This window comes from Luteibacter anthropi (assembly GCF_023699965.1).
GTDB lineage: Bacteria > Pseudomonadota > Gammaproteobacteria > Xanthomonadales > Rhodanobacteraceae > Luteibacter > Luteibacter anthropi.
Map to the genome: position 1 here is coordinate 1,321,038 of NZ_CP077072.1, position 23,857 is coordinate 1,344,894.

22 protein-coding genes are annotated in these 23,857 nt (G+C 64.8%); 11 read left to right on the forward strand and 11 right to left on the reverse strand.

Annotated features, from left to right (window positions below):
- Window positions 1-70: 70 nt before the first annotated feature.
- Together KR767_RS06040 and KR767_RS06045 are read left to right on the forward strand one after the other, a co-directional pair.
- Window positions 71-1,372: an aromatic amino acid transport family protein gene (locus KR767_RS06040; protein ID WP_250878463.1), complete on the forward strand. Its 1,302-nt coding sequence runs from the start codon at window positions 71-73 to the stop codon at window positions 1,370-1,372.
- A gap of 129 nt (window positions 1,373-1,501) precedes the next feature.
- Window positions 1,502-1,927: a GNAT family N-acetyltransferase gene (locus KR767_RS06045; protein ID WP_250878464.1), complete on the forward strand. Its 426-nt coding sequence runs from the start codon at window positions 1,502-1,504 to the stop codon at window positions 1,925-1,927.
- Window positions 1,928-1,931: 4 nt separating this feature from the next.
- Here KR767_RS06045 and KR767_RS06050 read toward each other — a convergent pair whose 3' ends face one another.
- The gene (locus KR767_RS06050; RefSeq protein WP_250878465.1) at window positions 1,932-2,510 is read right to left on the reverse strand and encodes an RBBP9/YdeN family alpha/beta hydrolase; all 579 of its coding nucleotides are present in this window, start codon (window positions 2,508-2,510) and stop codon (window positions 1,932-1,934) included.
- A gap of 268 nt (window positions 2,511-2,778) precedes the next feature.
- Here KR767_RS06050 and KR767_RS06055 point away from each other — a divergent pair, with 268 nt between their 5' ends.
- Both KR767_RS06055 and KR767_RS06060 read left to right on the forward strand, forming a co-directional pair.
- A complete protein-coding gene (locus tag KR767_RS06055) occupies window positions 2,779-3,846 on the forward strand; it encodes a sensor histidine kinase (RefSeq protein WP_250878466.1) in 1,068 nt (355 codons plus the stop codon).
- A complete protein-coding gene (locus tag KR767_RS06060; protein ID WP_250878467.1) occupies window positions 3,846-4,565 on the forward strand; it encodes a LytR/AlgR family response regulator transcription factor in 720 nt (239 codons plus the stop codon). Before KR767_RS06055 ends, KR767_RS06060 begins: the two co-directional genes overlap by 1 nt.
- 134 nt (window positions 4,566-4,699) lie before the next feature.
- Here the strand turns inward: KR767_RS06060 and KR767_RS06065 are convergent, their stop codons facing one another.
- Entirely contained in the window at window positions 4,700-5,569 is an 870-nt protein-coding gene (locus KR767_RS06065) for a helix-turn-helix transcriptional regulator (protein ID WP_250878468.1), read from the reverse strand.
- Between the two features lie 94 nt (window positions 5,570-5,663).
- Window positions 5,664-6,470: a 2,5-didehydrogluconate reductase DkgB gene (gene dkgB / locus KR767_RS06070; RefSeq protein ID WP_250878469.1), complete on the reverse strand. Its 807-nt coding sequence runs from the start codon at window positions 6,468-6,470 to the stop codon at window positions 5,664-5,666.
- Window positions 6,471-6,569: 99 nt separating this feature from the next.
- Between dkgB and KR767_RS06075 the strand changes: the two genes are divergently transcribed.
- From KR767_RS06075 to KR767_RS06085, 3 genes are all read left to right on the forward strand, one after another.
- Window positions 6,570-7,472: a LysR family transcriptional regulator gene (locus KR767_RS06075; RefSeq protein ID WP_250878470.1), complete on the forward strand. Its 903-nt coding sequence runs from the start codon at window positions 6,570-6,572 to the stop codon at window positions 7,470-7,472.
- Between the two features lie 127 nt (window positions 7,473-7,599).
- Window positions 7,600-8,367 carry a DNA/RNA non-specific endonuclease gene (locus tag KR767_RS06080; protein ID WP_250878471.1) on the forward strand — a complete coding sequence of 256 codons (768 nt, stop codon included), beginning with the start codon at window positions 7,600-7,602 and terminating at the stop codon, window positions 8,365-8,367.
- Window positions 8,368-8,480: 113 nt separating this feature from the next.
- A complete protein-coding gene (locus KR767_RS06085) occupies window positions 8,481-9,101 on the forward strand; it encodes a helix-turn-helix transcriptional regulator (RefSeq protein ID WP_250878472.1) in 621 nt (206 codons plus the stop codon).
- Window positions 9,102-9,208: 107 nt separating this feature from the next.
- On the opposite strand, the gene KR767_RS06090 is transcribed toward KR767_RS06085, so the two are convergent.
- The 6 genes from KR767_RS06090 to KR767_RS06115 form a co-directional block, all read right to left on the reverse strand.
- Window positions 9,209-10,768 carry a methyl-accepting chemotaxis protein gene (locus KR767_RS06090; RefSeq protein WP_166945449.1) on the reverse strand — a complete coding sequence of 520 codons (1,560 nt, stop codon included), beginning with the start codon at window positions 10,766-10,768 and terminating at the stop codon, window positions 9,209-9,211.
- Window positions 10,769-10,870: 102 nt separating this feature from the next.
- Window positions 10,871-12,667, reverse strand: coding sequence for a GGDEF domain-containing protein (locus tag KR767_RS06095; RefSeq protein ID WP_250878473.1), 1,797 nt, complete (start codon window positions 12,665-12,667; stop codon window positions 10,871-10,873).
- 116 nt (window positions 12,668-12,783) lie between these two features.
- The gene (locus KR767_RS06100; RefSeq protein WP_250878474.1) at window positions 12,784-13,389 is read right to left on the reverse strand and encodes a histidine phosphatase family protein; all 606 of its coding nucleotides are present in this window, start codon (window positions 13,387-13,389) and stop codon (window positions 12,784-12,786) included.
- Between the two features lie 43 nt (window positions 13,390-13,432).
- Window positions 13,433-13,699 (reverse strand): DksA/TraR family C4-type zinc finger protein, encoded by a 267-nt coding sequence (locus tag KR767_RS06105; RefSeq protein WP_166945458.1) that lies wholly within the window; start codon window positions 13,697-13,699, stop codon window positions 13,433-13,435.
- A 64-nt stretch (window positions 13,700-13,763) separates the two neighbouring features.
- Window positions 13,764-14,234, reverse strand: coding sequence for a VOC family protein (locus KR767_RS06110; protein WP_166945460.1), 471 nt, complete (start codon window positions 14,232-14,234; stop codon window positions 13,764-13,766).
- Window positions 14,235-14,306: 72 nt separating this feature from the next.
- On the reverse strand, window positions 14,307-15,212 hold the full coding sequence (locus tag KR767_RS06115; protein ID WP_250878475.1) for a LysR family transcriptional regulator: 906 nt from the start codon (window positions 15,210-15,212) through the stop codon (window positions 14,307-14,309).
- A 130-nt stretch (window positions 15,213-15,342) separates the two neighbouring features.
- Here KR767_RS06115 and KR767_RS06120 point away from each other — a divergent pair, with 130 nt between their 5' ends.
- Window positions 15,343-16,233 (forward strand): 1-acylglycerol-3-phosphate O-acyltransferase, YihG family, encoded by an 891-nt coding sequence (locus KR767_RS06120; RefSeq protein ID WP_250878476.1) that lies wholly within the window; start codon window positions 15,343-15,345, stop codon window positions 16,231-16,233.
- Here KR767_RS06120 and KR767_RS06125 read toward each other — a convergent pair.
- Window positions 16,178-17,014: an AraC family transcriptional regulator gene (locus KR767_RS06125; protein WP_250878477.1), complete on the reverse strand. Its 837-nt coding sequence runs from the start codon at window positions 17,012-17,014 to the stop codon at window positions 16,178-16,180. The two genes, KR767_RS06120 and KR767_RS06125, sit on opposite strands and share 56 nt — an antisense overlap.
- A 103-nt stretch (window positions 17,015-17,117) precedes the next feature.
- Here KR767_RS06125 and KR767_RS06130 point away from each other — a divergent pair, with 103 nt between their 5' ends.
- The 3 genes from KR767_RS06130 to KR767_RS06140 all read left to right on the forward strand — a co-directional run bounded on the left by KR767_RS06130 (window position 17,118) and on the right by KR767_RS06140 (window position 21,054).
- Window positions 17,118-18,254 (forward strand): FAD-dependent oxidoreductase, encoded by a 1,137-nt coding sequence (locus KR767_RS06130; protein ID WP_250878478.1) that lies wholly within the window; start codon window positions 17,118-17,120, stop codon window positions 18,252-18,254.
- Window positions 18,255-18,354: 100 nt separating this feature from the next.
- A complete protein-coding gene (locus KR767_RS06135; RefSeq protein WP_250878479.1) occupies window positions 18,355-18,714 on the forward strand; it encodes a DUF2946 domain-containing protein in 360 nt (119 codons plus the stop codon).
- Window positions 18,715-18,756: 42 nt separating this feature from the next.
- Window positions 18,757-21,054 carry a TonB-dependent receptor gene (locus KR767_RS06140; RefSeq protein ID WP_250878480.1) on the forward strand — a complete coding sequence of 766 codons (2,298 nt, stop codon included), beginning with the start codon at window positions 18,757-18,759 and terminating at the stop codon, window positions 21,052-21,054.
- Here KR767_RS06140 and lanKC read toward each other — a convergent pair.
- Window positions 21,051-23,771: a class III lanthionine synthetase LanKC gene (lanKC, locus tag KR767_RS06145; protein WP_250878481.1), complete on the reverse strand. Its 2,721-nt coding sequence runs from the start codon at window positions 23,769-23,771 to the stop codon at window positions 21,051-21,053. The two genes, KR767_RS06140 and lanKC, sit on opposite strands and share 4 nt — an antisense overlap.
- Between the last annotated feature and the right edge of the window lie 86 nt (window positions 23,772-23,857).

Consider the following 23,857-nt stretch of genomic DNA (forward strand, 5'->3'; position numbering starts at 1 on the left):
CCACGCCCTCCGGCATCCCGCCGGATGGCATGCAGCGTCGTCGACGCGCACCGAACCGCAGGAACTTCCGATGGCTTATCTCCACGATCACGGCACCGATCCCGGCGAGCGCATGAGCGCCGAACAATGGCGTGCCGCCACCCGCTTCGACGGCACCGACGTGGGCTGGGTGATGATGAGCATCGGCATGGCCATCGGCGCGGGCATCGTCTTCCTGCCCGTGCAGGTGGGCCTGATGGGCATCTGGGTCTTCCTGCTGTCGGCCGTGATCGGCTACCCGGGCATGTACCTGTTCCAGCGGCTGTTCATCAACACGCTGGCCGATGCGAAACAAAGCCAGGATTACCCGAGCATGATCGCCGGGTATCTCGGTCGTGGCTGGGGCGTGGCGCTGGGTCTGCTGTACTTCGTGATGCTGACGATCTGGATGTTCGTCTATGCCACCGCCATCACGCGGGACAGCGCGTCCTACCTGCAGAGCTTTGGTATCACGCAGCACCTGCTTTCGGACAGTCCGTGGTATGGCCTCATCCTCATGATCGTGCTCGTGGCCCTGGCATCCCGTGGCGAGCGGGCCTTGTTCCGCCTGTCGTCACTGCTGGTGCTGACCAAGCTGCTCATCGTGGCGGCGCTAGGCTTCCTGATGATCTCGCGCTGGAACCTCGGCAATCTTGGCACGCCACCCGCCCCGGGCACGCTGGTGAAGAACGCCGTGGTCACCCTGCCCTTCACGCTTACCTCGATCCTGTTCATCCAGACGCTGAGCCCGATGGTGATTTCCTATCGTGCGCGCGAAACCTCCATCGCCGTCGCGCGGCACAAGGCGCTGCGCGCCATGAACATCGCCTTCGGCATCCTCTTCGCCACGGTGTTCTTCTACGCGGTGTCCTTCACCCTTGCCATGGGTCACGACGATGCGGTGAAGGCCTATGAGCAGAACGTGTCGGCACTGGCCATCAGTGCGCAGATCTTTCCCGGCAGCTGGGCCAGCCTGGTCGGCGTGGTGCTGAACATCTTCGCGGTGATGACGGCATTCTTCGGCGTGTACCTGGGTTTCCGCGAAGCCTGCCAGGGCATGCTGGTGACCCTGCTCGGGCGGTGGTTGCCGCAGGAACGCATCCCGCGCCACTGGGTGGCGCGCGGCGTCATGGTATTCGCCGTACTGCTCGCATGGGGCGCCATCGTGGGCAATCTCCCCGTACTGCCCTTCACGACCCTGAGCAGCCCGATCTTCGGCGTGCTGGGCTGCCTGATTCCCGCCTGGCTGGTCTACAAGGTCCCGGCATTGTCCCGTTACAAGGGTGCCGGTCTCGCCTTCATCGTGCTGATCGGCCTGCTGCTGTGCGTGTCGCCGTTGCTGGCGTGGCTCTGATAGTCACGACAAATGCCACCGAACTGGGTACATATATCGTGCTCAAGGGGACGCCGCGCGTCGAGCCGGTGAAGTGACGCAAGGCTCTGCGTTTCGCTATCGTGAGTGTCCTCACAAAGGAGAGACGCAGTGAACCTAGACATCATCGAGGAACCCACGCCCGAGGACCGCGCCGCCATCGTCGCCCCCCTGGTGGCCTATAACGAAGCGCACGGCCCGGCAGCCGTAATCAGGCCCGTGGCCATTCTGCTCAGGGACGATGCGGGAGACGCCATCGGCGGTCTGTGGGGCAAGACCATGTTCGACTGGCTGTATGTGGAATTGCTCGCCGTGCCCGAATCGCTGCGCGGCCAGGGCGCGGGAGCTGCGCTGATCCGCGCAGCGGAAGATCTCGCCATCGCGCGCGGATGCATCGGCTCCTGGCTGGATACGTTCGCTTTCCAGGCACGTCCGTTCTACGAAAAGCTGGATTATTCGGTGTTCGGCCAGATCGACGACCATCCGAGGAACAGCGCCCGCTACTTCCTCATGAAGCGCTTTGCGAACCGCCTGTAACGCGTTACACCATGCGACGCAGCGCTTCATGAACCTGCGGAAGCGCCGTGAACCCATCCTCCGCCATGAAGTGGCCGCCGCCGTTCACCACCTGGAGGTCGCTGCCGAGCGACTCGGCCAAGGCGTGTGAATGCCTGGTATCCACGATGACGTCGTTGTCCGAAACGATCGACACGATATGCGCGGCACGCTTGCGGACTACGTCGTGATCCAGGGGTGGCGAGGTAAATGCTGCCAGCGTGGGAATGGTATCCAGCGGGCAATCGAAGCCGGAAACCAGCACGATACCTGCTGCGCGCGTGCCAGTGGGCAGCGATTGCAGATGCCGCAACGCCGTCACGCAGCCCAGGCTGTGGCCGATGATGAAGGTGCGGTCATTCACCACCGGCAGCGCCTCCTTCAGTGTTCTGGCCCACGCATCGACCTGCGGTTCATTCGATTCGGGCAGCGCCACGACATCGACCTGCGCACCTTCGACTTCCAGCGAGCGTTTCAGGGCAGGAAACCAGTGGTCCGTCGGCGAGGCCATATAGCCGTGAACGATGACGACACGTTTGTTCGCGAAGGGGCGACTCGACGACATGGCACGTCCTTTGACCAATGTGGAGCCCCCTATCCTACGATACCTTCCACCGGCCACGTCGGGCGGAGCGAAAAGTAGCGCCTTACGGCCCACGTTCTACCGCACATCCCGCACGTACCGTCGATGGGGGCTGGCCCGCCGGCAGCCCTTGCGCTGGAATGTTCGCAGGACCCATGGACGGCCCCTGCCAATGTAGCTCCGGAAGGGTAGGATGCGGTCAGGGAGCCCGCAGCTTCCTTGCCGAGTCCCCCTACCATCGCAGGCCGCCATGCCGTTTCCTGTTCCGCCACGACAGCGCGTGCCCTTCCTGCTGCCCATCGCGGCCGGATCGCCCATCGTGGCCTGCATGGCCGTGGTCGGGCTGGCCGAGTTCGGCTACGAGCACGCCATCGCGGTGCGCATCTTCCTCGCCAGCGCGTTCGTACTGTGGAGCATCCCGCTCACGGTGTTGCAGCGTGCTTTATGGCGACGCATCCCCATGTGGATGCTGGTCGTGGCCATGCTCGCCGCCGGCTATGTCATGTCCGTGCTCAACAATGCGGTGCTCCAGCTGCTGGCGATCCACTGGGGGCGCGTACCGAGTTTCAGCTGGTTCCGTACGCTTGCCGGACTGGACGGTTGCTGGCTGGCGTATATCGCGTTCTGCGCCATCCATGCCATCGTGGCCCATGCGTACGAACTGAGGACGGCGCGCGAACGGTTGCATGAGGCCGAGGCGCTGGCCCGTGAAGCCGAGTTGCGTGCATTGCGCTACCAGATCAATCCGCATTTCCTCTTCAACACGCTCAATGCCATCTCGGCGCTCGTGACCGAACGGCGCAACGACGATGCCACCCGCATGCTTTCGACATTGGGCGATCTGCTGCGCACCACGCTCGAAGGTGATCACGCGCATGAAGTGACGCTGGCCGAGGAACTGTCCACGACCGGCCTTTATCTCGACATAGAGAAAGCCCGCCTGGGCGAACGACTCATCGTCGATGTCCGCGCCGGACCGGATGTGCTTCGCGCCCGGGTGCCGGGCCTGTTGATACAGCCGCTGGCGGAGAACGCGATCCGGCATGGCATTACTCGCCTGCGGACACCCGGCCGCCTCGACCTGCGGGTCGCACGCGAAGACGGGAACCTGCGCATTACGCTCCATAACGATGGGCCCGTGGCGGAATCCAACGATATCGTGCGGCCCGGGGCCATCGGTCTGGCCAATGTTCGCGAGCGGCTTGAGCGCCTGTATGGCGAAGCGCAGCAGGTGGCCGTGATCATGCCCGACGACGGCGGCTGTCAGGTCGACATCCTCCTGCCGTTCCGCCTGCATGCCCCGCCGGAGGTGGCCTGATGCGCGTACTGATCGTCGACGATGAGCCCTTGTCGCGACGCGGCGTGCTACTGCGCCTGGCGCGGCATGCCGATGTGCTTGCCACCGACGAATGTGCCGATGGCGAAACGGCCGTCGCCATGCTGAAAGAACAGCGCTTCGATGTTGCCTTTCTCGATGTGCGCATGCCGGGAATCAGCGGCTTCGATGTACTGGAGGCACTGCCGAAGGAACGCCGGCCGCTGCCGATCATGCTGACCGCCTACGACCAGTACGCCTTGCGTGCCTTTGAGGCCGCTGCGCTGGACTATCTGTTGAAGCCCATCGACGACACGCGTTTTGATGAAGCGCTGTCCCGGGCAAGGCAACACCTCGGGACCCGGGAACCGGCGCCCCAGGGTCATTCGCCTCACGCACGCTGCTTTACGGCACGCCTGGGCCATCGCGATGTCGTGGTAAGAACAGACGATGTCGAGTGGATCGAGGCCAGCGGCGACTACGTGGGCCTGCACGTCGGCGAACGCTGTCACCTGGTGCGGGAGACCATGCAGCAGGTGGAGCGCATGCTCGACCCGTCGTGTTTCATCCGCATCCACCGTTCCACCATCGTGCGCGTGGACTGCGTGGCCGAGCTGGAAGCGCTATCGAACCGGGATTGCCTGGTGCGCCTTCGCGACGGCACCCTCGTGCGCGCAAGCCGGTCCTATGTGGATGGCTTGCGACGCGCACTGGGGCTCTGAGAGAGGGCCACCCAAGCGCCGCCAGGCGAGGGTCCGGGGGTCGGGGCGCGCGGCACCGGGTGGCCCGCGACGAGCATGGGCCGTGAGTGTGGAGATTGGTTCCAGATTCGATGGAGATCGGATCGAGCCGCTGCTCAGGCCGCAGGCGAACCCAAGCGGCGCAGTTCCACTGGCGTGAGGCCCGTCAGCTGACGCAGCGTGCGGGTCAGGTGGCTGTGATCGGAGAAGCCGCAGCGATGCGCCACATCCGTTACCGAGTGTCCCGTGCGAAGCAACTGGCATACAGCCTGTTCGGTCTTGAGCAGGCGCACGTATTCCAGCTGTGTGTAACCGAAGTGGATCGGGAAATACCGGGCGATGGTCACCGGGTGACACTCGGCGATTTCGCCCAGCAGTTTCAGCGGGCAGCGCTCGTTCCAGTGTTCGGCGAGAAAACCGCGCAGGCGTGCGGCCCAGTGCGTGCGCGACTGCGCGGCGATCCGCTGCGACGACGCCAGCCACTGCGCCAGCATGGCGCGGGCTTCCCAAGGCAGCTGTTGCACGTTGGTGCGCGACTCGCGGAACAGGCGCAGCAGCACGAGACTGGCACCCGGTGAGTTGGTGAGAGCCAGTGCGATATCGTCTTCGCTGAGCCCGAGGTCGCGCAGGTAAGCCGGCTGCACGTCGAGGTTGATTACATGACCGGACAGCGAATCGGCATGCACGCGGTAGGTCTCGCAGCGACGTACCAGCAGCACCTCACCGGGCGAGGCCTGCTGGCGGCCCGAGCGATGATCCATCAGCAGGCGGCCGGAAGCCATGAGCGTGATGCGAGTGGATGCCAGGGCGATGCGTCCGGCATATCGCGGCACTTCCAGCCACGCCCGCGAGGCCAGCAGACCGTCCAGTGGCCGGCCCACGTCGTCGCCGGCCACCGTATCGGTGCGCTGGGAGCGCTGGACAGCCCAGTCCGGTCCCGGCTCGCAGGCGGCATCGAAGTGCGGCGGATGGATGGACGCAGGCATGCGGGGAAGCGAGGTCGGCTTGCGGAAGATGACGCATCTTCCATGGTTCTACCTTTCGCGACAATTACTTGCGAGCGCCCGGTCGATGAGGCGTTCAGACGTCCCAGGCGGGTGCCAGGCCTTCGGGGCTCACTTCGCGGCCGCCCCGCTCCAGCGCTGCGATGGCTGCCATGTCGTCGTCGCCCAGATGCAGGTCGCGGGCCAGCAGGTTGCTGGCCAGGTTCTCGCGCCTGGTGGACGACGGAATCACCGCGTAACCCTGCCGGAGAGCCCAGGCGAGCGCCACCTGCGCCACCGTCGCCTGGTAGCGATCGGCGATGCGGGTCAGCACGGGATCGGCCAGCACCTTGCCGTAGGCCAGGGTCATGTACGAGGTCACGGTGATGTCCTGCGATGCAAGGAATGCCGTGAGCGAGCGGTTCTGCAGGTAGGGGCTCAGCTCGATCTGGTTGGTGGCGATCTCGCCCGCACCCAGCACGTCGATGGCCTCGCGGGTCAGGGCGATGTTGAAGTTGGAGATACCGATGGCACGGGTCAGGCCACGTGCCTTCACCGCGGCCAGGGCTTCCAGCGTTTCGGCCAGCGGCACGCCGTTGCCGGGGGCCGGCCAGTGGATGAGGGTGAGGTCCACCCGGTCCGTGCGCAGCTTTGCGAGGCTTTCTTCCAGGCTGGAAGCCAGCTTGGCGCGCGAGTGGTTCTCCACCCAGATCTTCGTGGTGAGGTAAAGGTCGTCGCGGGATACGCCGGACTCGGCTACCGCGTGGCCGACCTCGGCTTCGTTGCCGTAGATCTGTGCGGTGTCGATGGCGCGGTAACCGAGATCCAGCGCATGACGGACGGAATCGACGACGGTCTGGCCGGTCAGGCGAAACGTGCCCAGGCCGAAAGTGGGGATGCCCATGGCATGCTCCGGGGAAGTGAGGGAGGCGCGCATTCTCGGCCTCTTACCTTTGTCGAAAAAGCCGCGTATAAGCGAAATACACTTGAGCCGAACGCAACGATGAACATCACCCTCGACGAGATCCAGAACTTCATCACCGTCGTCGACACCGGCTCGATCACCAGCGCGGCGCAGCAACTCGACCAGACCGTCTCCGCCGCCAGCCGCACGCTGGGCCGGCTCGAACAGAAGCTCAAGACCACCCTGCTGCGCCGTACCACGCGACGCATCGAACTCACCGACGAAGGCCAGGCCTTCCTCGAACGCGCGCGCGAGATCGTCTCTGCCGTGGAAAGCGCCGAAGAGCAGATGGCCTCGCGACGCAGCCGGCCCGCGGGACGGCTACGCGTCGATGCCGCCTCGCCCTTCATGCTGCATGTCGTGGTCCCGCTCATCGCGGGCTATCGAGAACGCTTCCCCGAAGTGGACCTGGAACTGCACAGCAGCGAAGGCTTCATCGACCTGCTGGAACGACGCACCGATGTGGCCCTGCGCATCGGCCGGCTGCGCGATTCCACCCTGCATGCGCGCTCCATCGGCAGCAGTCGCCTGCGCTGCCTCGCCAGCCCGGCCTACCTCGAACGGTACGGCACGCCACGCAAGGTGGCCGATCTCGAAAAGCACATGCTGCTGGGCTTCACCGAACTGGACATGCTCAACGAATGGCCTTTGCTCGATGCCAAGCGCCAGCCCGTGCACATCAAGCCGGCCATCGGTTCGTCCAGCGGTGAAACGCTGCGCTATCTGGCCCTCGAAGGTAACGGCATCGTCTGTCTGTCGGACTTCATGACGCGGACCGACCGCGAAGCCGGCACACTGGTCGAGGTGTTGCCGAAAATGACTATCGAGCAACGCCAGCCGATCAACGCCGTGTACTACCGCAATACCGCGATCTCCGCGCGCATCGCCTCCTTCGTGAACTATCTGGCCGAAACCATCGGTGACCACGGCTTCGAACACTGAGGCGAAACGCCCGAAGTGCGAGGCAGGTCGCACTTCCCTGCCCGCGTTGTCCCCAATCCGTCATCGCTTGCGGCAAGAATGACCGCCTCGCGAACGGGGGATCCGTCGCCTTCTTGGGGAACAACTCATGCTCAATCGTCATGCGCGCGCGTTCTGCGTGGTTTTCGTCCTGTTTGTCGGCGGCGCGGTCCACGCGTCGGACACCCAGTGTCCCCAGCTCTTCCAGGGTGGTCAGGCTCCCGACCTGACCGATACCTCGCTGGCCGAACGCACCACGCCGCTGTGCTTCGATGCCTACTCCCTGCTTGCCTCCGGTGTCACCAAGGGCCCGCTGTGGTCCGCGGAGCACCTCACCGCGCAGCAGATCGCCGATGCGCAGAACACGCCGCGCAAGGATGCCTTTCACGCCGAGACCGCCATCCCCGTGGCGGATCGCGCCCAGTTGGCCGACTACAAGGGCAGTGGTTACGACCGCGGCCACATGACGCCGTCGGGTGACGAGCCGAATTCCAGCGCGCAGTACCAGAGCTTCTCGCTGGCGAACATGATCCCGCAGAGCCACACGCTGAACACCGGCAAGTGGGAGCGCATCGAAACCAGCGTGCGCACCATGGCCACCAACGACGGCGAAGTCTTCGTAGTGACCGGCCCGGCCTTCGACGGCCCGACGCCAGACACGATCGGTGCCGATGCCGTGATCGTGCCGAACTACACCTGGAAGGCCATCTACGATCCCAAGGTCGGCGCCAGCGCCTGGCGTTGCTCGAACATCGACACGCCGGTCTGCTCGGTGGTGTCGATCAACGCGATCATCACCGAGACGGGCATCGATCCGTTCCCGTCGCTGTCGGCCACGCTGAAGTCGCGCACGATCTCGCTGCCGCTGCCGAAGTGATGTGACGCCGGTCCGCCGGGCTCGTATGCCCGGCGGACCGGTGGCATCGGCAGCGCTCGACGGCGTGTGCGTCCAGGCTGGACAGAAAGTCTCGCCGAACCCATGATCGTCGCATGACCGATGTCCTTGCCACCTTCATTCCCGTTGCCGATGCCATTGCTGCCGTGCTGAAGCCGCATGCCGAAGTCGTGATCCATGATCTCGGCAACGGCCGTATCCGGCATATCGCCAATCGCATGTCACGCCGTGCACCGGGCGATGCATCGCTTACCGATATCGCGGATATCGAATCACTCGACGATGCGGTGATCGGACCCTATCCGAAGACCCATGCCGACGGACGCTCGATGAAGTCGGTGACTGCCGTGCTGCGCGACGGGCGGCGCAAGGCGGTGGGGCTGCTTTGCATCAACATCGATGTGAGCATGTTCGAGGCAATGCATGCGATGTCGAAGGAATTCCTGCGTTTTGCAGAGGCCGCACCGCGACCGGATGCCTTGTTTCGTGAGGACTGGCGGGAGGAAATCAACGATCTGGTGGGTGCGTTCCTTGGTGAGCGTGGCACGAGTCTGGCCGGTTTGGATGTAACCGAGCGTGAGGCACTGGTGGCGCAGCTGGATGAACGTGGGTTGTTCGATATCCGCCACGCAGCGAACTACATCGCCAAGGTGCTCGGTGTATCACGGGCGACGCTCTACAAGTCGCTGAAGCGCGTCAGGCAAGACGACCTGTAGGAGCGCGCCTTGCGCGCGACCGGGTTGTCTCGATCACCCGGTCGCGCGCAAGGCGCGCTCCTACACCGGCATTCATCGCGATCACCCGTTCGCGCGCAGGTCCGTCCCTACGTGAGTTCGAAGTAAGCCACTTCGCGACGGAGGATTTCCGCGCTCTCGCGCATGGCGCGGCTTGCGGCGGCGGCCTGCTCCACCATTGCGGCATTCTCGCGCGTGGTTTCGTCGATGCCGCGGATCGCGCCGTTCACCCGGGCGATGCCGTCGTTCTGTCCGCGAGTGGCTTCCATCACCGAACCCACCAGACCCGCAAGGGACGTTACCCGCTCCCCGATGCCTGTCAGTACCGCACCGGCCCGATCCACCGACGTCACGCCCGCCTGCACGGCTTCGTCGCTGGCACCGATCAGGCCGCGGATGTCGCGTGCCGCCTGCGCGCAGCGCTGGGCCAGTTCGCGCACCTCGGAGGCGACCACGGCGAAGCCACGGCCGTGCTCACCGGCGCGGGCGGCTTCCACGGCGGCATTGAGCGCCAGCAGATTGGTCTGGAACGCTACCTGGTCCACCAGATCGAGCACCTCATTCATGCGCTCGGTGGTGCGCAGGATCGTCCGCATGTTGTCGATGGCGGCCATCGCTACGCGGTGGCCTTCGTCGGTCATGTCGCGCGCCTCGTTCACGGCCGAATGCGCTGCGCTGGCATGGCCCAGGCCACCCGATACGGCACGTGCCATGTCTTCCATCGACGCGGAAGTATGCCGCAGGTGCTGTGCCTGGGTGCGCGTGCGATCGTTGAGTGCGTCGTTGCCGTGCGCAATGCCGCTGGCGGCATGCGCCACCAGGTCTGCGCGATCGCGTACCTGGGTCACCACATGACCCAGTTGCGCGTCCATGGCGGTGAGCGAGGTCAGCAAAGCACCGATCTCGTCGTTACGGCCCACGTCGATGCGCGCGCCCAGGGTGCCGCTTGCGATGGCCGATGCGACGTCGGTCGCCTGGCGCAACCGCCGGCCAAGCGAACGGATGATCGCCAGATCCATGGCGCTGGCAGCCAGCAACGCGATGGCGAGCAGCACGGCCGACACCGCCGCGCCGCGCTGGATATCCGCGTGCTGCGCTTCGGCCTGCGCCTTGCCGCCCGCGAGCGCCAGGGCGAAGAGGTTGGAGAAGTCGCTCTTCAGCGGTACGACGGCCGACTGCACGTCATTGGACAACTGAAGCTGTGCCAGGTCGAACTGTTCGGCCTTGAGCAGTTCCACGACATCGTCGATGGCCTTGTCAGCGGCCTTGCGGTGTTCGGCAGCCAGCGAGACCAGTTTTTTCTGCGCCACGCCTAGCCCGCTGGCTTCGAGCGACTTCCACTGTTTGTCGATGTCGTGTCGATCCGCACCGATGGCGGTCACCGCATCGTCCACGGCCGAGGGCAGGCGCATCAGCGTGGCATGCACGAGCGCATCGAGCAGGTCGTTGTAATCGTTCTGGATGTGGCCGACGTCCGCCACGGGTGCCAGCGTGTCGCCGACGACGGACTGCAGGCGCTCGTTGGCGGTTCGCAACTGCACGCCACCCACGATCCACAGGGCGAGCAGCAGGCAGATGGTACCGGCAAGGCGCAGGAGCAGGCGCGCGCGCAACGTCAGCTCAGGTAACGGAAGGCGGGAGAATCGCATGGCGCACTCACGGGGGACGGGGATGCCTTCGTGTCGGCCGGAGTTTCTGCAACTTTAGCGATTTTTGGCAAATTATACTTTTGTTTCAGTTAGTTGAAGATGTCATGACAACGCATTCACCGGGCGTCCGTCGAAGTGCACCACGTGCAGTCCGATGCCCGAATGCTTCGCCACGCGCTTGGCCGAAGCGGCAAGGCTAGCCACGGTCTCCGCATCGCGCGGAAAGGCTTCCGTGAAGCAGGCCACGCCCACGGCGACCGTGGTGATCGGAAAGAAACGCTGGTGACCGTGGCGGTCTTCGCTGTCGATGCCGCCGCGTGCACGATCCACGTCATCGAACAGGTTGCCGGCCATCGCATTGAAGCGCACGCGCATCTCCTCGCATCGCGACGTCCAGTCACTGCCCTGGAACACCACGAGGAAATCGTCGCCACCGATATGACCGACGAAGTCCGCATCCTGGCGAAGATCGCCGGTCAGCGTGCTCGCCAGCAATCGGATCATCTCGTCACCACGGAAATAGCCGTACTGGTCGTTGAACGGCTTGAAGTTGTCGAGATCGAAATAGGCGGCGGCGAACGCGCCACCGGATTGCAGCAGGCGCTCGATATGTTCGGTCACCGGCAGGTTGCCCGGCAGAAAGGTCAGCGGGTTGGCGTAGCGCGCTGCTTCCACGCGGATTTCCGTCACCCGTCGCACGAGGGCTTCGCCCGTTCCCAGCCCGAGGTAGCGACCCCGCGAGGTAATGACGAAACCGTCGCTCAGATAGCGCTGGTCTTCGCCGCGCAGGATGTCGGCCATGTTCTGCAAGGGCATGTGCTCGTCGCAGAGCAACGGTTCGGCGTGCATGAAAGTCGTGCAGGGTTTGCGGCCGAACAGCTCGCGGGCGAACGGCTGCGCCATGCGTTCGGTGAAGACACGCCGGTTGACGATGCCCAGGGGACGGCCATCGTCGACGATGGCCACCGCATGCAGGCGCGGTTCGGCGGCAAACAAGTCCACGATGTCTTCGTTGAGCTGCACGGATGACAGGCAGGGCGCCTCGATGAGCATATGGCCTGCCGTGAAGCGGCTGCCCGATACGGGGCCACGCGGACGCGGTGGTACGGGTACATGGCCCAGTGACAATGCGGCGACGACACGGCGTGGCGGCTCGCTCAGGGACTCCGCGCTGGGACGGGCAATCAGGAAACCCTGCGCGTACGGAATGCCCAGTTCGCGAAGCATCAGCAGGTCGGCTTCTTCCTCCACGCCTTCACCGACCAGCTCGGCACCGAGGGTTTCGGCGACGGAACACAGCGCGCGCACGATGGCGAGGCGTTCGGCGCTGTGCGCCAGGCCATTGATGAGGTAACGATCGATCTTGACGATCTCCGGGTGCACCTCGTTCCACATCTCGAAATTCGAATGCCCGTTGCCGAAGTCGTCGAGGGCCACGCGGATGCCACGCGCACGCAGGAATCCCAGCGCGTGGGCCAGTCGTGCCGGGTTGTCGACGATGTCGCGCTCGGTGATCTCGATGGTCACGCGGCTCACGTCGAGACCGTGCACCGACAAGGCCTCGATCACCTCCTCGGCCCGCACGCCTTCCTGCACCAGCGCCTGCGCGCTGAGGTTCACCAGCAGGCGCCCCGACAGGCCGCTTTCGACAAAGCGCTCCGCGATGCGGCGCACCGCCGCCAGTTCGAAGACACCAAGACGTCCACGCGCCCGGGCCAGATCCAGCAGGTCCGGTGGCGTCAGGTCGAACTGCGGCAAGGCCGACCGGATCAGGCCCTCATGCGCCACCACCTGTCCGGTGTCGATGCGGATCACCGGCTGGAAGACGGCGGTGAGGGATGTTCCGGCGAGGGCCTGCTCGATCAACGACGGTTCGCGACCGCCGGCTGGGCTGTTCATGGGCATCGTCGTGGCAAGGCCGGGGAACTGCCCCGTTAATCGGCCACCGAAGCGAATGCTTTAGTAAAAACCCTTCGAAATCAATTATTTCTGATTTGTGACATCGGCCATGACGCTCAAGCGTCAGCCAGTTCCAGTGCGCTCAGGTTCCAGCGGTCGAAGGTGAAACGGCCCTCGCGCAGCGCCAGCGGCGTGTAGGCGCAGTTGCCGTGGTGGTAATTCGCCGTGTTGCCATCGCCCAGGGCGCCCAGCACCGCACGCAGGCAATGACCGTGCGACAGCACGGCCACGCGCCGGTAAGGCAGAGCGCGCGCGGCTTCCAGCGCCGGCAGCATGCGCGCCGCCACGTCGTGCAGGGACTCTCCGCCACGGGCCGCCGCGCCCGGCTCGGTACCGCGCAGCACCTCGATCCATCGCGGGTTCTCGGCCATGGCCTCGGCGACCAGACGGCCCTCCAGTTCGCCAAAGCTGCGCTCCACCAGGCGCTCGTCGAGGCTTACCGTGCCACCGATGGCGCGCGCGGCGATCTCGGCCGTGCGACGCGCGCGCAGCAAGGGAGAACTGATGATGTGCCCGACGCCCAGGCTGGCGAGGCGACGCCCCAGCGCTTCGGCCTGTTCAAGGCCGGCGGTGGTGAGCGGACTGTCCTCCCTGCCCTGCGCGCGGCCGGCGACGTTCCATTCCGTCTCGCCGTGGCGGGCGAGAATCACTTGTTCGAGCATGGGGATGCCTGGGGAGAGAGTTCGCTCATTGTAACGGCGCGCTTCAACGCAGCTGGCTGTCCTTGCTTCCGCGCCGGTTGTAGCCGCTGAAAGCCGCTTCCTCGTGATCGGCCGCTTCCTGGCAGGCCACGCACAGCCGCACGCCCGGCACGGCCTTGCGGCGCGCCTCGGGAATCGGCTTGTCGCATTCCTCGCAGTGCTCCAGTCCGGGGCCATGGGCCAGCCGGCTGCGCACCCGCTTCACCGCGTCGTCCACGGTGGCATCGATCTGGTCCTGTACGGCGGTATCGCCCGCCCATCCGGTCGCCATGGGGCACCTCCACGCCATGCGGTCCCAAGTAACTGATTTATGGGCGGACGCGCCGTTTCAAAGGTCAGCTCGCAGCGGCCTTCAGCTTCGAGATATCGATCTTCGTCATCTGCATCAGGGCGCCCATGGAGCCCGCATTGCCGGCCAGATCGGCGATATCCCCCGGCACCACCTGCCAGGACAGGCCATAACGGTCTTTCAGCCAGCCACAGGCCGACGGACTGCCGCCATCGGTGAGCGCATCCCAGTAATGATCGATCTCCCGCTGGTCGTGACAATGCACCACCAGCGACAAGGCCTCGTTGAACCGGAACACCGGTCCACCGTTCAAGGCCGTCACCGGCTGGCCATCGAGCTCGAAGGACACCGTCATCACCGAGCCCTCCGCACGTCCGGAGGCGGCGGAGGCTTCCTTCGGGTAGCGGGTGATCGAGAGGATCCGGGAGTTGGGGAAAATCCCGGTGTAGAACGTCGCGGCCTCCTCGGCCTGCGTGTCGAACCAGAGGAACGGGGTGATGCGCCGGAAAGCGGACATGCGGTTCTCCCAGGACAGGCCACGGCATGGCCCTTCATACGGTACGTCGAACGGCGGCAGGCTATCTCGACATCATGGGGCAGCGGCCAGCCCCACGCAGAAATCCACGAAGGCCCGCACCTTGGGCGGCGCGTTGCGGCGCGAGGGGTAGAAGGCATAAAGCGGGAAGGTCTCTTCGGCCCAGTCGGGGAACAGCTCCACGATGCGGCCATCGGCCAGCGCGTCACGCATGCTCAGCTCAAGTATCTGGGCGATGCCCACGCCGGACACGCACAGGGCGTACATGGTGCCGGAGTCGGTCGCCAGCACCGGACCGGTGGTCTCCACCGTCACGATCTTGCCCTTGCGATGAAATTCCCATTCGAACGGGCGCCGGGTCACGGGGTCACGGAACTGGATGCAGTGATGGCCGATCAGATCCTTCGGCGTGGCGGGCCGGCCGTGGCTGGCGAGATAGCCTGGCGTCGCCACGGTAAGCACGCGGGTATCGAGCAGCTTGCGGCCCACCAGCGACGACGACGGCGGCACGCCGAAGCGCACCGCCACGTCGATGCCGTCGGAGATCAGGTCGCCCAGCTCGTCACGGGTGACGATTTCCAGTTCCAGGTGCGGGTGCTGGTCGAGAAAGCTGCGCAGGCGGGGCGCCAGGATCTGGGCCGAGAACATCGGATCGACGCTCACCCGCAGGCGGCCGCGCACTGTCTGGCCGTCGCCCGCGGCCGAAAAGGCCGCATCCTCGATGCCGGACAACAGGGGACCCACCTGGGCATAAAGGCGCTGGCCCTCGTCGGTCAGCGTCACCGAGCGGGTCGTCCGGTGGAGCAGGCGCACGCCCAGGCGTGCTTCGAGGCGGCCGACGGCGCGACTGACACCCGAGGGTGACAGTCCCAGCGCATCTGCGGCGCGGGCAAAATTGCCGGTCTCCACGACGGAGACCAGCACGCTCAGGTTACCCAGCAGGCGGCCATCGGCAGGCATGGCAAAGACTCGTGATCAGGAGTCATGAAAGATCCTCGTCGCCCGGCGTAGCGTCAATAGTGCTGTCCCCGCTCACGGAACGGGGCCACGGACCAAGTAAACTGAACCTTCATCGATTTCAGCCAATCCCATGCTCGCCTCGCTCCCTGCCGTCCTGCGCATCCCCCTCGCCTGCCTGCTGCTGTTCGTCAGCACGGTGCTGCATGTGGTGCCGCTGTTCGTCCTGACCGCCGTGCGCCTGCTGGTCCCGCTACCGGCCGTGCGCCGCCTCTGCGCCGCCGTGCTGGTGGGCATCGCCGAGAGCTGGCTTGGCTTCAACAGCTGGATGTTCGGTGCCTTCACGCGGACCCGCTGGATCGTGGAAGGCACGGAAGGCCTTGGGCCTCGTGAGAATTTTCTCGTGGTTTGCAATCACCAGAGCTGGGTGGATATCCCCGCCCTGCAAAACGTGTTCAACCGTCGTATTCCGTTCATGCGCTTCTTCCTGAAGAGCGAGCTGATCTGGGTTCCCCTGCTGGGGCCGGCATGGTGGGCGCTGGATTTTCCGTTCATGAAGCGCCATTCGCGCCAGCAGCTGGAAGCCCGGCCGGAGCTGCGCGGCAAGGACCGCGAGGCCACCCGTAAAGCCTGCGAGAAGTTCAGGCAGGTGCCGGTGGCGATCATGAATTTCACCGAAGGCACCCGTTTCACTCCCGCCAAGCATGACGCACAGCAATCGCCATACCGCTACCTGCTGCGCCCCAAGGCAGGCGGCGTTGCCTTCGTCATCGATGCCATGGGCGAGGCTATCCGCGACATCCTCGACGTCACCATCGTGTATCCCGATGGCCCGAGCACGATGATGGACATGATTGCCGGCCGTATCCGCGAGGTGCGCATCCACGCGCGTCGCCTACCCATTCCGGCCGCGATGCGTGGCGATTACGAGAACGACACGGCCTTCCGCGAGCGTTTCCAGGCGTGGATCAACGATCTGTGGGCCGAGAAGGATGCACGGATCGCGGCGATGCTGGCGAAGTAGGCGCCCTTGCTGCCAGTTGTCCCGGCGTTACCCCAAGGGCCTTGCGGAACATTGCGATGAAATTGCTGGGCGACGCATAGCCCATCGCATCGGCCACGACAGCCACGGCGTCGCCCTGCGCAAGGCGGTCCAGCGCATGCAGCAGCTGCGCCTGCTGGCGCCACTGTGCGAAACCCAGGCCGGTTTCCGCCCGCATGGCACGACGCAATGACCGTTCGGACATGGTCGCCAGCGCGGCCCACTCGTCGAGCACTCGCTCGCGGCCCGGCTCTTCGAGTATGGCGTGTGCCACACGCAGCAGGCGCGCATCGCGTGGCATGGGCAGGTTGAGCGATTCGTGCGGCGCGCGGCCGATCTCGTCGCAGATGACCTGTGCGATGTGTTTTTCATCTGCCGCCAGCGACCGGGCTTTCTCCCAGCTCGCCGCGCGATGGGCCAGGACAGCCAGCACCTCGCTGATACCGATCACACACGGTGCCACGGGCAGGCTCGCACAGGCGGCCGGGGCCACGAAGATCGTCCATCCGCTCAGGGCGCCCGTAACGCGAACCTGATGGCGCACACCAGGAGGAATCCAGCCAGCACGATGCGGTGGAAGCAACCATGTGCCCTCTTCCGCCTGCACATGGATCAGCCCGGTCTCGACGCAGAGCAGCTGGCCGCGGTGATGGGCATGCCAGTCGTATTCGCGCGTACCCAGGCGATATTCGTTGTCCGCCGACGCATCGCCTGCGATGACGATCAGCGAAGGACCATCGACACGTTCACTGTGATCCGTCATCGGGCACCCTGGCCGGTTTCCAACAGTTGTCGTCCGCGCTTCGTTACCGCCGCCCGCGACTGCCATGTCACCGTTCACGCCTCACTTCACGGAACCGCTGTGCATGAACGATGCATTTCACGTTGCCATCGTGGGCGCCGGACCTGGCGGGCTTTGCCTCGCCCAGGCGCTGACCCGGACAGGTATCCGCTGCGATGTCTACGAGCGTGATGGTTCGGCGAACGAACGGACGCAAGGATATCGCATCAGGATCGATGCAGCGGGGCAGCGTGCGCTGGCGAAGGCCCTGACACCTGCCATGGACCAAGCGCTTCGCCTCACCGCATCGCTGGCCACGTCGCCGGGGCAGATACTGGACACGCACTTACAGCCCATAAGTGCGCAGCGGCCGGATAGCTGGCAGGACGACGAGGAACAAAGCGATCTCGGTATCCACCGGCAGAGCCTGCGCGAGGTGCTCATGACCGGCATCCGCGACAGGGTGCATTTCGGACACGCTTTCGCTGGATACGACACGCTGGATGATGGGCGTGTGCGTGTCGCCTTTGACAACACCACGAGCGTGACGACCGATGTACTCGTCGGCGCCGACGGCGTGCATTCGCGTGTGCGGACGATGCTCGCCCCTGAGGCAACGCCAACGCTTACGGATGCCGTCTGTCTCTACGGCAGATCCACCCCCCATGCGCACGAGGCCCTCATGGATGGCACTCGCATCATCCTCGCCCAGGATTGCGCGGCGATCATCGAAGCCATGCGCTTTCGCCATGACCTGCCCGATACCGTGTCGCCGGTGGACGATTATCTCTACTGGGCCTTGCTCACCACGCGCGAACGCCTGGACCTGTCCGCCGCACTGGCAGGCGACGTACCAGCGGCCATCGAACGAATCACGCATGCATGGCATCCCACCCTCCGCAGCGTGATGTGCGGTAGCGGGCCGTCGGATATCGCCATCGCACCGGTACGCACGGGCCGTACCGACGTCCGCTGGAAACGGGGGCGGGCAACCCTGCTCGGCGATGCCATCCACGCCATGAGCCCTGCGGGCGGACGGGGCGCGAACATGGCGCTGGAAGATGCAGTCGCCCTGGCCGCATGCCTTGCCGGTGCACCGGCGAACCCTTATGGGCTTACCCATGCCCTGGATCGCTACGAGGCGGAGATGAGGCGCAGGGCGGATGAGGCGATCGCTGTGTCGGTGGCCGGCATGGACAGGCTGCTGGGCAAGACCACCTGATCGCGCGACACCGTGCCGCAGCGGCCCGGATGCCGTTCGTGCCATCATCCCTTGACCCATGTCCAGGGTTTTACAAAGGGGCGCCCGGGTGCGTCGTGGCATGACAGGCAAACGCGGCTGGCTTTGGATGGCGCTCGTCGCCGTCTGGCTGACCGTGCTCGCCCCGACGGTCTCGCGGACCGCCGCAGCGGCGTTTGCCCTGCCCGACCTGGGTGCCTGGTGCGAGCCGGTGGGCCACCACCACGAGGATGGTGCTTCCGCGCATACGGACGAAGACGCCGCCTGCGGTTACTGCACCCTGTTTGCCAGCACACCGACGCTGGGCGGCGGCGCGTTCGTCGCCGGGGTGCCCTTCATCGCCGGCCCGGTGAAAACCGCCGGCCCTCCGTTGCCACGCGCCGCCACCGCCAGCTTCTTTCCGACCCATCCCCGGGGACCGCCCGTCGTCGTGACTGCCTGATCGCTACCGATCCGCCGCCCGACCACTTCCCGGACTCCCGTCATGACCATCCTCGCCCACGATGGCCGCGCGCTTGCGCGCGCCATTGCCTGCGCCCTTTGCACCACGACGTTTGCACTTCATGCGGCAGATGCGCCCGATACACCCCAGAACGCGACGAACCTGCACGAGGTGAGGGTTTCCGCCGCCAGGCAGGACCATGCCATCGATCCGGACATGCCTGCCGCCGTTGAAACCATCACGGCCGACAAGCTCGACCGGCTCAATGCCGTGAACGCCGAAGACGCATTGAAATACCTACCGGCCTTCGGCATCCGCAAGCGCTTCATCGGTGACGAGAACGCCACGTTCTCCGTACGCGGCACCAGCAACCAGCAAAGCGCGCGCGGCCTGGTGTATCTCGATGGCCTGCTGCTCTCCAACCTGCTGGGCAACAGCTGGTCGAATCCGCCGCGCTGGTCGATGACCTTTCCGGACAACCTGGCTCGCGTGGACGTGATCTACGGCGCCTATTCCGCGCTGTATCCAGGTAATTCCATCGGCGCCACGGTGGTGATGAGCACCCGCATGCCCGACACGCTGGAAGCCACGGGCGAGGTGCAGGCCTTTACGCAGCACGTGGACAGCTACGGGCTGAACCGTAACTACGGAGGCAGCCGGCAGAGTGCAACCTTCGGTGACCGCGTGGGACGCGTTGCCTTCCTCATCGGCGTATCGCACCTGCAATCGAACGGACAACCGCTGGTCTACGCCACGCAAAACCTCTCGACGCGTCAAGGGACGCTGACTCCCGTCACCGGCGCCATCGGCGACACGGGCGCGAACGGCTTGCCGCGCCAGGTCGTGGGGATCAACAGCGAAGGGCAGGAAGCCACCAGCCAGGACGAAGCCCACCTGCGCCTGACCTACGATTTCACGCCGGAACTGACCGGTGGCGTGACCGCCGGATACTGGAGCCAGGATCTCTCGCACCGTACTGACACCTTCCTTCGCGATGCCGCCGGACAACCCGTATGGTCCGGCCCGGTAAGCATCGGCGGCCGCACGTATACGCTGCCTGCCAACTTCTTTGCACCGAGCACGCGCCAGAGCCGCAATTATCTCTATGGGGTGTCACTGGGCACGCATCGCGATACCGGCTGGAATATCGAGGGCAATGCCTCCTACTTCGACATGGACCGCAACCGCGACCGTGTCGCCTCGGCATTCACCGACAACGGCCCCGGCCTGCTCACCGCGGGCGACGGCAGCCGCTGGCGCACGTTCGACCTGCGGGCGAGCCACACGCCCGATACGCAGGGGCCGAACACGCATACGGTGAGTTTCGGCTACCACTACGACGGCTATCTTCTGCGCACCGGTAACTACGCGCTGGCGCAGTGGCGCGATGGCGGCAGCGGCGCCTTCACGGGAGGTAATGGTGGCAGCACACAGACACAGGCGATGTACCTGCAGGATGCCTGGCAACTGGACGAGCGCTGGCGGCTGGTGGCCGGGGCCCGCTACGAACAATGGCGTGCCTTCGGGGGCACGCGTTCCACCGCCACTGCCAGCACGGGTTATCCGGAGCGCAAGGAATCGCATACCTCGCCCAAGCTATCGCTGAGTTACGCCGCTACCGATTCGCTGACCCTTCGTCTGTCCGGCGCGCGGGCCTATCGCTTCCCCACGGTGAGTGAGTTGTTCCAGGGAACGTTCAACGGTATCTCGCTTATCAACAACAACCCCTACCTGAAGCCCGAGAACGACCTGTCCCGCGAATTCTCTGCACAGTGGTATCGAGGCAATAGCGTGACGCGCTTCACCCTGTTCCGCAGCGATACCCGCAATACACTGTTCAGCCAGACCGATACCACCGTCTTCCCCAACGTGACCAACGTGCAGAACGTTTCGCTGGTGCGCACCCGGGGCGCGGAAGCCAGCTACGATGGCACGGGTGTGTTCTGGCCGTGGCTCGATCTGACGGCGAATGCCGCCTATACGCAGGCCACCACGGTGCGCAATCCGCAGAACCCGGCCTCGATAGGCAAGCAGTTCTATCGTATCCCCCGCTGGCGCGCGAACATCGTGGCCACCTGGCATGCCAGTGAGCGAGTCGGCCTCACGCTGGCCGGACGCTACTCCGGCAGGCAGTACAACACGCTGGACCACAGTGATATCAACCCGGATACCTTCGGAGGCGCCAGTGATTTCCTCACCTTCGATGCCAAGCTGAACTGGAAGATCAGCGAGCACGTCGAACTGGGTGCCGGTGTCGACAACCTCACTAACCGCCGTTATTACGTCTATTACCCGTATCCATCGCGGACTTACCTGATGGAAGCGAAGTTCCGGCTCTAGGCGGCTGCCAGCCTGCGGGCACCGGCCATGGCCGGCAGGTGCTCGTCGAGCATGAACGATGCAAGGCCACCATGCCTGAAGCGATGGAAGAATTTCGCCACGCCCGCACTGCCCGTGGCGAAATCGCAGCTGAGCCGCAGCAGGCGCGCGCCCGGGACAGCCAGCCCGTCAGGCCTGCGCACGAGGAACGGCTCGATGCCATTGGCGAGCTTGCGGGCTTCACGCAGATAGATATCCGAACGCTCGGGGAAGAAGGCCGCCAGGTCCAGAAGGGTTTCACCGATACCGGCGAGCCCCTCGAAAAGGCCGGGATGGATGGCGTGGTGCCGGAACAGGTCCGCTTCCGCCGTGAGCACCATGTCCTGATAGCACTGCTCGCCCGTGACCGCGTACATGCGAGCCAGGACGGCAACGATGCCAGCGGTACCATGCGCAAGATAGGGCTGGGTTACCGGGCGCCCCAGGGCCACGGGCCAGGTAGGGTCGCCGTCGGGATTCAGGCGACGCTGGGCGAAGTCGAAAGCAACCGCCGCCCGTGCTGCCGTCATGAATTCCTGATCACCGGTTGCGACATGCAGATGCATGAGGAACAAGGCGATTCCCGAGGCCCCACGTGCCAGTCCCACCGGCTGCTGCTCACCCGCAGGCCAGTACATGCCCTGTTCGTTCCTTATTGCCGCTTGCAGTAACGCGCTTCCAGCTTGCCTTGCCTCGTCAAGGAAGGCAGCGTGCGAAGTCGCATGCCAGGCCTTGATGCGACCCAACCCCCATCCCGCAAGCCCGTCGTGCAACCCATAATCGCCCCATGAGGCAGGCGCTCGCGTCGACATGCTATCCATCAAGGTGTCGGCGAGTGCCCGTTCACCCAGCTCATACAGGACCCAGGCAATACCCGTGTCGCCGGCCATCAGGCTGGCGCCACGATCGCGAGCCTGCGAAGCCCCATCGATCAGGTAGTTCTGCCACTGCGCCGGCGTGTTTCCTGAAATCTCCCGACAGGCATGAATCACACCCGCCGCTCCATGAGCGATGCCCCAGGGATGGGTCTCGAAAACGCCGATGTCGGCGGGCACGAATCGATCAGGCCGGGCTTCGGCGGCGCGTGCGCCGATGAAACGAAGCAGTTCGGATGTCGGATCGCAAACCGGAGGATACTCAACGCTGCGGTGAGGTACTGGCAGGTTACCATCGTCCATCTGCAGGACGGCCTCCCGCAAACGAACCATGGCATCTTGCGGGCGTGGCCGCCTCGTTGCGTTCACGGCGGTCAGATCGGCCACAAGATCGACGAGTGCGGCGGGATATCCCATGTCACGCACCATCATCACCACGAAGCGCGATGCTGCGCCGGTATCCAGGTACATCATGGCGTTTACCGGAATCACCGCGGCCAGGAGGTTGGCGCCGAATGCATAGTAGTCTTCGGACATCGCTGACGCGAGGTCCGTGCGCTGCGGTGACACCGACGCAAAGCCGGGCGTGCGCAAATCGACCGGCTCGTCCATGCCGTGTTCGATCGACGCTTCAAGATCAATGAATCGTACCCCGCCTCCTGCGTCGACGATGCAGTTTTCAGAGGACAGGTCGCCGATGGAAATACCCTCGGCGTGTACCTTCGCCATCGCTTCTGCCAGATGAGTGAACACCTTGCAGATCTCGTGCAGGTACATGGTGACGTCGGCGCGGGTTGCACGGCATTTCAGCCATGGATACCTCTGCACCAGCCAGCTACGCAGGGTGTTACCCTCCAGGTAGTCCTCCACCAGAAAAGTGTGCTCCCAGTCCCGGAAATGGGCGTAGGGTTGCGGTGCCACATCCAGGGAAGCCAGACGGCGGAGCAACCGGAACTCCTTGCGTAGGGTTGCCGTCGCACCTGTGCCTTCACCAACGTAAGGCCGCGCCTCCTTGACGACCACGCGCTTGCCGCTGTGCAGATCGTCCGCAAGGTAAACACCGCCGGCGGCAGAAAAGGCCAATGCCTTGTGAACGCGGAATCGACCGCCGCCAATGGCAATCTCAGCGGTCGAGGCTCCCGAAGGGTCTTCGCCAAAGGGGTCTTTCAGCCAGTCCGGTAGCCAGTAACAGGGGGCCCGCGCGTCGAGCAATTTACTACCGTCGGGTGCCGTGAGCAGCCACTCCCGGCGCGCGTCAGCGCGAATGCGAAAGTCCGAGCGAATGCCGCCATAGCGATAATGCAGTACACGCGAATCCCGATACCCTCGATCCGTGAGCACGCAAGGGCCTACGTAACCCGATAGTGACGAGTACAGGTCTTCCATGACGCTACGAAATTCGTGCACGTCGCAGGGATAGATCGTGATGAACTTGCCCGAGGCCGAGCGCGAGCAGCGCTTGCCGTTGATGACCCGCAGGAAACGCAGGTCCGCAGCGAACTTGAAGGCAACGCCACGCTCCACGAGCAGGGCGGTCACGATGGACAGGACAATCCGGGAGGTGGCCTCTACCGAGGACACGTGGATTTTCCATCCTTGTGCAGGAAGGACGATGCCCTCGGGCCGGCAATGCATCCAGATACCGGAACGTTCAAGCTCCCAGCGCCGGACGCGCATCACGGGAACAGTGCGACGGCGACGGCGGGCGATCTGCGCGCGTACCGGATCGATAAAGTCCTCGTCCTGTGCCCCCCGGTATCCCGGCGCGTCGAAATATTCCCTGTCGACACCTATAAAGGGTGAAAAATCGATGCGCTGCTCCATGACTATCCATTTCCGTTTACCCCAACACTACCGGCACGTGGAAGAAAGGCCGGACCCCTTCCTCCACGTGCCGCCTTCCCGGACTC

What these genes read in the sequence shown, in the direction of transcription:
- KR767_RS06040 (WP_250878463.1), top strand. Translation starts at nt 71, where the DNA reads ATGGCTTATCTCCACGATCACGGCACCGATCCCGGCGAGCGCATGAGC.
- KR767_RS06100 (WP_250878474.1), bottom strand. Translation starts at nt 13,389, where the DNA reads ATGCTCGAACAAGTGATTCTCGCCCGCCACGGCGAGACGGAATGGAAC.
- KR767_RS06130 (WP_250878478.1), top strand. Translation starts at nt 17,118, where the DNA reads ATGAACGATGCATTTCACGTTGCCATCGTGGGCGCCGGACCTGGCGGG.
- KR767_RS06055 (WP_250878466.1), top strand. Translation starts at nt 2,779, where the DNA reads ATGCCGTTTCCTGTTCCGCCACGACAGCGCGTGCCCTTCCTGCTGCCC.
- KR767_RS06140 (WP_250878480.1), top strand. Translation starts at nt 18,757, where the DNA reads ATGACCATCCTCGCCCACGATGGCCGCGCGCTTGCGCGCGCCATTGCC.
- lanKC (WP_250878481.1), bottom strand. Translation starts at nt 23,771, where the DNA reads ATGGAGCAGCGCATCGATTTTTCACCCTTTATAGGTGTCGACAGGGAA.
- dkgB (WP_250878469.1), bottom strand. Translation starts at nt 6,470, where the DNA reads ATGGGCATCCCCACTTTCGGCCTGGGCACGTTTCGCCTGACCGGCCAG.
- KR767_RS06105 (WP_166945458.1), bottom strand. Translation starts at nt 13,699, where the DNA reads ATGGCGACCGGATGGGCGGGCGATACCGCCGTACAGGACCAGATCGAT.
- KR767_RS06090 (WP_166945449.1), bottom strand. Translation starts at nt 10,768, where the DNA reads ATGCGATTCTCCCGCCTTCCGTTACCTGAGCTGACGTTGCGCGCGCGC.
- KR767_RS06050 (WP_250878465.1), bottom strand. Translation starts at nt 2,510, where the DNA reads ATGTCGTCGAGTCGCCCCTTCGCGAACAAACGTGTCGTCATCGTTCAC.
- KR767_RS06115 (WP_250878475.1), bottom strand. Translation starts at nt 15,212, where the DNA reads ATGCCTGCCGATGGCCGCCTGCTGGGTAACCTGAGCGTGCTGGTCTCC.
- KR767_RS06060 (WP_250878467.1), top strand. Translation starts at nt 3,846, where the DNA reads ATGCGCGTACTGATCGTCGACGATGAGCCCTTGTCGCGACGCGGCGTG.
- KR767_RS06110 (WP_166945460.1), bottom strand. Translation starts at nt 14,234, where the DNA reads ATGTCCGCTTTCCGGCGCATCACCCCGTTCCTCTGGTTCGACACGCAG.
- KR767_RS06135 (WP_250878479.1), top strand. Translation starts at nt 18,355, where the DNA reads ATGACAGGCAAACGCGGCTGGCTTTGGATGGCGCTCGTCGCCGTCTGG.
- KR767_RS06075 (WP_250878470.1), top strand. Translation starts at nt 6,570, where the DNA reads ATGAACATCACCCTCGACGAGATCCAGAACTTCATCACCGTCGTCGAC.
- KR767_RS06095 (WP_250878473.1), bottom strand. Translation starts at nt 12,667, where the DNA reads ATGAACAGCCCAGCCGGCGGTCGCGAACCGTCGTTGATCGAGCAGGCC.
- KR767_RS06120 (WP_250878476.1), top strand. Translation starts at nt 15,343, where the DNA reads ATGCTCGCCTCGCTCCCTGCCGTCCTGCGCATCCCCCTCGCCTGCCTG.
- KR767_RS06080 (WP_250878471.1), top strand. Translation starts at nt 7,600, where the DNA reads ATGCTCAATCGTCATGCGCGCGCGTTCTGCGTGGTTTTCGTCCTGTTT.
- KR767_RS06065 (WP_250878468.1), bottom strand. Translation starts at nt 5,569, where the DNA reads ATGCCTGCGTCCATCCATCCGCCGCACTTCGATGCCGCCTGCGAGCCG.
- KR767_RS06125 (WP_250878477.1), bottom strand. Translation starts at nt 17,014, where the DNA reads ATGACGGATCACAGTGAACGTGTCGATGGTCCTTCGCTGATCGTCATC.
- KR767_RS06085 (WP_250878472.1), top strand. Translation starts at nt 8,481, where the DNA reads ATGACCGATGTCCTTGCCACCTTCATTCCCGTTGCCGATGCCATTGCT.